The sequence below is a fragment of the Proteobacteria bacterium CG1_02_64_396 genome (assembly GCA_001872725.1).
In the GTDB taxonomy this organism is placed as follows: Bacteria; Pseudomonadota; MNWR01; order CG1-02-64-396; family CG1-02-64-396; genus CG1-02-64-396.
In genome coordinates this window covers 20,368-28,052 of the sequence record MNWR01000068.1, presented here as the reverse complement: position 1 = coordinate 28,052, position 7,685 = coordinate 20,368, and the positions used below count along the sequence as shown (strand labels likewise).

Sequence of the window (7,685 nt, the reverse complement as noted above, 5' to 3'; positions counted from 1 at the left end):
CGGGGGCGGCGGGCTGGGTCTCGATCAATGTCGCCGCCGCTTTACTGGCGCTCGCCCTGGGGGTGCAACCGCTCATCGCCCATGACGCCGCCGGACACCCCCTGTTCTTCCCCTTTGGTCTTGCAATCGCCTGGCCCGCGATTCAGATCCCCCACCTACTGGTCGGAATCGGCGAGGGGGTGCTGACCGCGACGCTGTGGCAGATGGCCAAGGTGCGGGGGTGGACGGTATGAACCGCGATACCTTTTGGCTGTTGATTTACCTCGCTGCGGTTCTGGCCGGAACCTTGGTGCACGACCCTCTCTGGCTCGGCGCCGCTTGGCTGGTCTGCCTGCTGCTGGCTGGCCCCCAACGACTGCGGCTGCTGCGCAAAACGCTGGCCGCCATCGTGCTGTTCAACCTCACGGTCAGCGTCGGCTACCTGATCGTCGCCAGCGCCCAGCACACCTTTGCCGGTGCCTACCTGCTTTTGGTCAATCTGCGGGTGGGGTGGCTGACCTTTCTGGCCTTCTGGCTCGCTAGCCGCGTCCACCTGCCCCGGGCGCTGGCCTTCGCCCCCAATCTGGCCCGACTGCTCACCGTCGCCTACGCCATGACCTTGCGGCTTTTACGGCTCCACCAAGACCACAAACTGGCCCAGCGCAGCCGCACCCTCGCCCCGCCCACCCTGCAAGAGCGGATCGCCATGAGCGCCGCCGGGGCGGGACATGTGCTCGACCGGGCCACCCACGCCGCCACCGAGGTGACCCAGGCGATGCGCAGCCGGGGTCTGTTCGAGGGGAATCAACCATGATCGCCCTCGACGGCGTCACTTTGCGCCATCCCACCCTGCCCGGCGCCCCGAACGACGCGGGGGTGCTCGCGCTCGACGGCATCGATCTGCGGGTGGCGCCAAAAGAGCGGGTGGTGCTGCTGGGGGCCAACGGCTGCGGCAAGTCAACCCTGCTGAAAATCCTCGACGGTTTGCTCATCCCCGGCGCCGGAGACTACCGTTTTCAAGGGGAGGCGGTGACGCAGGCGAGCCTCAGACAGCGGGATTTCAGCCGCCGCTTCCGAGCCCAGGTGGCACTGCTGTTTCAACACCCCGAGGCGATGCTTTTTCATCCCACCGTGCTGGAGGAGATCGCCTTTGGCCCCAAGCAACTCGGGATGGAGGGGCCGGAGGATCGGGCCCGGGCCTGGGCGGCCCACATGGGCTTGAGCAAACATCTGGAGACCCCCCCCTATCTGCTCAGCGGCGGCGAGAAGCAGCGTCTGGCCTTGGCGGCGCTGTTGGCGGTGGAGCCGCAACTGCTGCTGCTCGACGAACCGACCGCCCACCTCGACCCCCGCGCCACCGGCTGGCTGGTCGATTTTCTGGCCGACCTCGACATCACCCTGGTGGTCGCCACCCACGTGCTGAGTCTGGCTCCCGAGCTGGGAAGCCGGGCGATCATCTTGGGGGAGGACCACCGCATCGCCTTTGATGGCCCCCTGGAGGCGGCGCTGGCCGACCTCGACCTGCTGGTCGCCGCCAACCTGGCCCACACCCACCGCCATCGCCACGGCGACAGCGTGCATCGGCATTTCCACGTTCACGACTGGGATTAGACACGCCCCCTGGACGACCTGGCTTTTCCACCCTTTGCCTTGAAAGGCCGCGACTTGTCAGACCAGTCGGAGCGGTCAGACTTGTCCGACACGTCCGACCCTTTCAAGGAGCCCGCCATGACCCGCCCCGACGACCTCACCCGTTTTTCGGTCTCGTTGCCCAATGCCCTGCTTGAAGAGCTCGACCGCAAGGTGGCGCAGACCGGCTACGCCAGCCGCTCGGAATACATCCGCGATTTGCTGCGCGAACAGTTGGTGGAAGAAAGCTGGGAGGAGGGAAAGGGGCAGGTGTTCGGGGTACTGACCATCGTCTACGACCACCATCAACCGGGGTTGGCGACCCGCATCATGGATGTGCAGCACCACCACCACGCCGGGGTGCGCTGCACCACCCACCTGCACATCGACCACGACCACTGCCTGGAGGCGATCATTCTGGAGGGGCCGCCCGAAGAGGTGGAGGGGATGGCGGCCAGCCTCAAGGGGCTCAAGGGGGTGCGGCTGGCGCGACTGACAAGGGCGGGAAGGGTCGATTATTAAGCCGAACGGTAGGCCGGAAGAGCGCGGCAAGGTCTACAAACAGGGGGGGTCGAAGGAAAACCCTGTTCACAGATGGCGCAGTTCAACGCTTGGCAGCCCTGCGACCTGGCGTGGATACCCAGGCAAGCGCCCACCACAGGGCCATGGCGTGGAGGCAGCATCCCCTCATGAATCCCACCTCGGCTCCACCTGCGCAAAGGCTTCGCAGCAACCGCCCCGTCAAGGGGCCTGCGCCTCCACCATTTCGGGTCGATCCCCGTTGGGCCGCAGCTTGCGGGTCAGGAACATCAACACCGCGAGCACCGAGGTGAGCAACAGCGTCCCCATCAGCAGGGCGTAGTCCTCCATTTGCAGCAGGGAATAGAGGAAGAGGTACAGCCCGGCGAGCAGCACCAACACGATCCCCCCCTTTTTGATACTCCCCAGGGCCGATGCGGCGTAACCCGAGATCATGACGATGGTTGTGGTGGCGGCGACCAGGTAGGCGCTGAGAAAGTCGATGTGTTCGGCCAGCGACAAAAGCAGCAGGTAAAACAGGCTGATCGCCCCGCCAATCAGGGCGTATTGCACGTAGTGCAGCGGCGCCCCCACCGTCAGCTCGAAAATCAGGAAGGTGAGGAAGGTCAGCACGATGAAGAGCAGGCCGTACTTCACCGCCCGCGTAACCGTGGAATAGAGAAACACCGACTCGAACAGATCGACCCCCGCCATGAATTCGTCGGCCTCGAAGCGCTCGGTTTCTAAAACCCAGGATTGGGGAAAATTCCGGGCCAGATTGGGAATCTCCCAAACGGCATCGAAACCGTCGCCCTCGATCTCATGGCTCGAAGGCAACACATCGCCCTGAAAACTGGGATGGGGCCAGCTCGAATGCATGACGACCTTGGTTTGCTCCCCGAAGGCGGTGAAACGCAGACCGGAGCTGCCGTTGGTGTTGAGCAGGAATTGAAAATCGATCTGGGGGCGATCCGGATTCATCCCCTCAAGTAGGGCATGAAAACCGTGGGGGATCGTCTGGGTGATCTTGGTCCCCGGCGCGAAGGGGTAGCTCTTGTCGCCCCACGCCAGAGAGGAGACCCGGTTGATGGCTCGGGTGTCTGAAAGCCCCATCGCCAGGAAGGTGTCTCCCCAGTGAATCTCGGCGGTTTTGTCGGGGAAGCTGTCTGCCCTCGGGAGTAAAAACCGCCCCGAAATCCGAATGTCGGCGGTGTAGACCAAGGAGCGGTAGATCCCCCGCGTCCGAAACTCGTCGTCCATGGCGATGTTCATGTCCACGGTCTCGGGCAACACGAGGCGATGGCGCACCTCTTCGTGCTTCTGCACCAGCTTGCGTACCTTGCCATCCTCGCCGACCGTGGACTCCTCGGTGGTCCAACGGACCGTGAAGGGGATGGCCAAGGCGGGGCCCTGAACCACCTGCTGCCCCCCCCAGGTGGCGGCGATGTCGCGGATGACCCCGTCGTACAGTCCGTTTCGCTCGCTGGTCACCCCCTGCACCATGCCCAGGGGGATCAGCATCGCCAGCGCCAACCCGGCGATGACCAACACCCGAACGTTGAGCGACGACCCCTCTTTGCCAGAAAACACCCGATTCATCCGACCCTCCCGAATCCCTTGAATGGCCAGGGTCACCCCTTTGGCCAAGCCATAAAGCACCAGTGCAAACATTAGCAAATACAGCAACAACCAGAGCACAACCTCCATGCAACCCCCCTTCTCTCCCCGTCGGTAGGACCGAATCCCACCCGGCCCCGCCCTGCCCACTGCCCCCGCCCAATTCACCCGTTCGGTGGTTGTACCCGAGGTGATCGATTTGCATCAACATTTATCAATTTTCAAAAAATTGATAAATGTTGGTCGGTATGGATTAATGTGGGGATCGACTCCGCCCCTATGAGACAACCTCTACGGAATGCCCGATGAAGAAACTGCCCACCCCCCCATCCATTCAAGACCTCATGGTCGCCGATCCCAGCGTTTTGGCTCGGGTGGTGGGGCGCGGCATCGGGGCTGTTGTGCAGGGACGCTATCTGCATTGGGAAAAGCTGCGCCACAAAAGCCCCCCAGAAGGGTTAAACCCCGAGCAATGGTGGCTGGGGATCAAGTTGGCACGAATGGGACAGTTCAGAACCCTGCCCCTGCATGACACAGCCGGCAAACCCTTCATCTACATGCTCCCCGATCCCGTTCTAGAGGGGCTGCATCGCATCGACAGCATGGCCTCGGGTTTCATCGGCAGCAACGACCCCCTCGCCTCGGAGGAGCACCGCGACCGCTTTGTTTTTAACTCCTTGGTCGAGGAGGCGATCACCTCCAGCCAGTTGGAGGGGGCCTCCACCACGCGTCAGGTCGCCGTCGAGATGCTCCGGGCGGGACGCAGCCCCAAAGACCACAGCGAGCGGATGATCCTCAACAACTTCATGGCCATGCGGTCGATTCAGCAACTTTCCGACCGCCCCATGAGCCTGGAAAGGCTGCTCGAACTTCACAGAATCCTGACCTTGGAAACCCTCGACGACCCCACGGCGGCAGGCCGATTGCAGCGGGAAGGGGAGCATCGGGTTCAGGTTTTCGACACCCACACCCACGACCTGCTGCACACGCCCCCCCCCGCCTCGGTACTACCCGAGCGGATGGCTCAACTTGTGGCTTTTGCCAACGGCCAAGGGGATGGAACGTTTGTTCACCCGGTCATCCGCGCCATCGTGCTGCACTTCTGGATCGGCCACGACCATCCATTCATCGACGGCAACGGCCGTACCGCCCGTGCCCTCTTTTATTGGTCGATGCTGCGGAGCCGCTATTGGCTGTTTTCGTTTATTTCGATTTCGAAGCTTCTTAAAAAGGGATCGGACCGATACAAACGGGCCTACCTCGAAAGCGAAAGCGACGACAACGACCTGACCTATTTCATCGTCCATCAAGTCGAGACGATCCTGACCGCCTTGGAAGAACTGCAAGGGTACCTGGCCCAAAAGGGGGCCGAGGTTCGAGCCGTGGAGGCCCGCCTCAGAACCAGTCGCTACAACCACCGGCAATTGGCCCTACTGGGCCACGCACTGCGCCATCCGGGTCAGCGTTATACGCTGCGCGGTCACCAAACCAGCCAGGGCATCGCCTATGCCACGGCGCGTAGCGATATTTTTGCTTTGGCGGAGGATGGTTTGTTGGAACAGCGGCGTGTTGGGGGGAAAACATTCGAGTTTTTTGCTCCGGACAATCTACAGAAGCGCCTGGATCAGCCGGGGGAATGAGTCGGTTATCTATCAATATTCGAAATATTGATAGATATTGATCCATATCTATCAATCCTCGCTCCAACCTCTTCAGCCCCATCAACCTACTGCCCGTGCGGCTCCAACCAGCCGAAATCCCGCTCGGTCGCTGCCAAGCTGTGAATCCGCGCCACCAGATCGCCCTGGCACATCAAGGGCTGACGGCGGATGCCGGTGAGCAGCCCCGAGCAGGGGGCGAAGATCTCGGCGATGGCGCGTCCGTCGAAGGCGTCGAAGACGGTCCCCAGCCCCTCCCCCTGGCGCAGCCAGCGCCCCACCGTTACCCGGGGCACAAAAAGCCCCGCCCCTTCGGATATCAGGGGGTAGACCTGACCGAGGCCGAAGTGGTGGACGTTCTCGCCATCCCGGTCGGGATCGAGCCCCTCGATCAGCCCGATCTTGCTCAGAAAGGCGGTCAGGCCGTTGATCATCCGGCTGCAATGGTCGCTTTGCAGATACCCCGCCTGCCCCCCCACCAACACAAAGTTCTGCCCCGGCCAGGGTTTCCAGGCGACGTTCAGCGAGGTGGTGTAGGCGCGGCTGACCGGGTATTCCACCACGGCGGGCAGATTGAAGTGCTGGGCGGTGGCCCGCTCGGCGTCACTCCCCTCGAAGAGCCGCACCTGGGGCAGCTCCTCGAAATCGAGGTTCGAGGAATGGACGTCGATGCGATAGCGCGCCGGTTTGGTCAGCGCCAGCACCTGGTAGGCGATGCGTTGGGTCGTCTCGCCGAAGGGGGTGCCGGGGTACATGCGGTTGATGTCGGTGCCGTCGAAGGGCCAGTCGCGGTGGCGGGTGTTGACCCCGAGCACGTTGATCGCCGGGACGATCAGCACCCGCCCTTTGAAGCTCAAGCCGGGGTAACGCCCCTCGACGATGCCGCGCAGAAAGGCCGACAAGCGCGACAGCACCGAAATGGCGTTGATCTCGTTGCCGTGCACCCCCCCCACCAGCGCCACGTCGACCGGCAGATCGCCCGCGCCGATGTCGTGGTAGGGGATGGTGAAGTCCTCCCGCATCGGAGCGGTCATCGCCAACAGATGACGCTCGCTCATGGCTGCACCTCTCCATCCGAATGGGCCTCGGGTCCATGACCCTTGATCCGCGCCATCAAAGAGCCCTCGTAGACCAACGGGTATTCGCGCAGGGTGAAGAGGATGCCGTCGACCGGGGCGCAGACCTCGCTCAACACCTCGCCGTGGTGGGGGGAGACGATCCTCCCCAGCCTTTGCCCCGAAGCGACCGCCTCCCAGTGCTCCACCTCGGGGATGAACAGCCCCGAGGTCTCGGCGTTGAGGTAATGAACGTTGCGGTCGTCGGCGATCAGGGGGTGGTGGGCCAAGGGGGGGAGCGCCACCTCGGAGGCGAGCGCCCCCATGTTCTGGGCGGTGTGGAGGATGCCGGTGAGCAGTTGATCGGTGTACTGCGGGGTCACCCGCATCCCCACCCCCATCTCGACCACCAGACAGGGGGTGCCGACGGCGTTGAGGGAGTGGGCCAGGGTCGCCTCCAGCACCGTCATGGCGCCGTGCAGCCAGATCAAATCGAGGTTCATCCCCTGGGCCATCGGGGTCAACCGCTCCGCGAACTCGGTGTTGATCCGCACCTGAGGAATCTCGCGCAGATAGATGTTGCTGGCGTGAATGTCGACGACCAGATCGGCCCCAGTCAGATGCGCGATGGTGGCGGCGGCGACCCGCTGCGGCAGGATCCCCTCGGGATGGCCGGGGAAGGTACGGTTGAGGTCGAGATCGAAGATCGGCACGAAGCGCTTGAGGGTGTCGAGCCCCAGGGGATTGAGGCCGGGCCAGAGCTCGACCGTGCCGTGCAAAGCGCCGGGATGGGTCGCCTCCAGATCTTCCAGGGCGCGCCCCAGGCGATGGCAAAGGTAAAGCCCCTCCAGCTCGTCGCCGTGCACCCCGGTGACCAGGGCGATGCGGGGGCCGGGCCGGGCGCCGACGTAGCGTGTGCGGCGGATCATCAACCGCTCCCGGTAGGGGAGCTCCAGGTCGAGGACGACGTCGTTTTCGATGTGCATGAAAGACCTAAATCCGAAAACAAAAGGCGAACGGCGAAAAGCGGCTCACGCGAAGCCGCAAAGGAAGACAAAAAATCCAAACCCAAAAAACGGTTTTCTTGGTTTTCTTAGGGAAGCGCTGATTGATGAGCGCTTCCGAGCGGCCCAGGGATGGGCCGCCAAAATCAGGGACGTAAGTGACTGATTTTGCAAGCGAAGCAAAAACCACGTTTTTTGCGTAGCGTGCTGATTCAAGGCAGGAG

General features: G+C 63.0%; 7 protein-coding genes and 1 pseudogene. 5 read left to right on the top strand and 3 right to left on the bottom strand.

Translation table 11 applies throughout. The features are described from left to right. The 4 genes and pseudogenes from AUJ55_08305 (at position 1) to AUJ55_08290 (ending at position 2,130) form a co-directional block, all read left to right on the top strand. A pseudogene (locus AUJ55_08305) lies at positions 1 to 233 on the top strand (cobalamin biosynthesis protein CbiM). Beyond that, positions 230 to 793 carry a hypothetical protein gene (locus AUJ55_08300; GenBank protein OIO56579.1) on the top strand — a complete coding sequence of 188 codons (564 nt, stop codon included), beginning with the start codon at positions 230 to 232 and terminating at the stop codon, positions 791 to 793. Before AUJ55_08305 ends, AUJ55_08300 begins: the two are co-directional and overlap by 4 nt. Before the next feature lie 35 nt (positions 794 to 828). After that, positions 829 to 1,590, top strand: a complete 762-nt coding sequence (locus AUJ55_08295; GenBank protein OIO56581.1) for an ABC transporter — start codon at positions 829 to 831, stop codon at positions 1,588 to 1,590. A gap of 117 nt (positions 1,591 to 1,707) precedes the next feature. Then, a complete protein-coding gene (locus AUJ55_08290; GenBank protein ID OIO56578.1) occupies positions 1,708 to 2,130 on the top strand; it encodes a nickel responsive regulator in 423 nt (140 codons plus the stop codon). A gap of 219 nt (positions 2,131 to 2,349) precedes the next feature. Here the strand turns inward: AUJ55_08290 and AUJ55_08285 are convergent, their stop codons facing one another. Further along, positions 2,350 to 3,834: a hypothetical protein gene (locus tag AUJ55_08285; protein ID OIO56577.1), complete on the bottom strand. Its 1,485-nt coding sequence runs from the start codon at positions 3,832 to 3,834 to the stop codon at positions 2,350 to 2,352. Between the two features lie 215 nt (positions 3,835 to 4,049). Here AUJ55_08285 and AUJ55_08280 point away from each other — a divergent pair, with 215 nt between their 5' ends. After that, positions 4,050 to 5,384, top strand: a complete 1,335-nt coding sequence (locus AUJ55_08280; GenBank protein ID OIO56576.1) for a hypothetical protein — start codon at positions 4,050 to 4,052, stop codon at positions 5,382 to 5,384. 86 nt (positions 5,385 to 5,470) lie between these two features. Here the strand turns inward: AUJ55_08280 and AUJ55_08275 are convergent, their stop codons facing one another. Next, the gene (locus tag AUJ55_08275) at positions 5,471 to 6,460 is read right to left on the bottom strand and encodes a hypothetical protein (protein OIO56575.1); all 990 of its coding nucleotides are present in this window, start codon (positions 6,458 to 6,460) and stop codon (positions 5,471 to 5,473) included. Beyond that, positions 6,457 to 7,443 carry a succinylglutamate desuccinylase gene (locus AUJ55_08270; protein OIO56574.1) on the bottom strand — a complete coding sequence of 329 codons (987 nt, stop codon included), beginning with the start codon at positions 7,441 to 7,443 and terminating at the stop codon, positions 6,457 to 6,459. The genes AUJ55_08275 and AUJ55_08270 overlap by 4 nt, the downstream gene beginning before the upstream one ends. Positions 7,444 to 7,685: the final 242 nt, after the last annotated feature.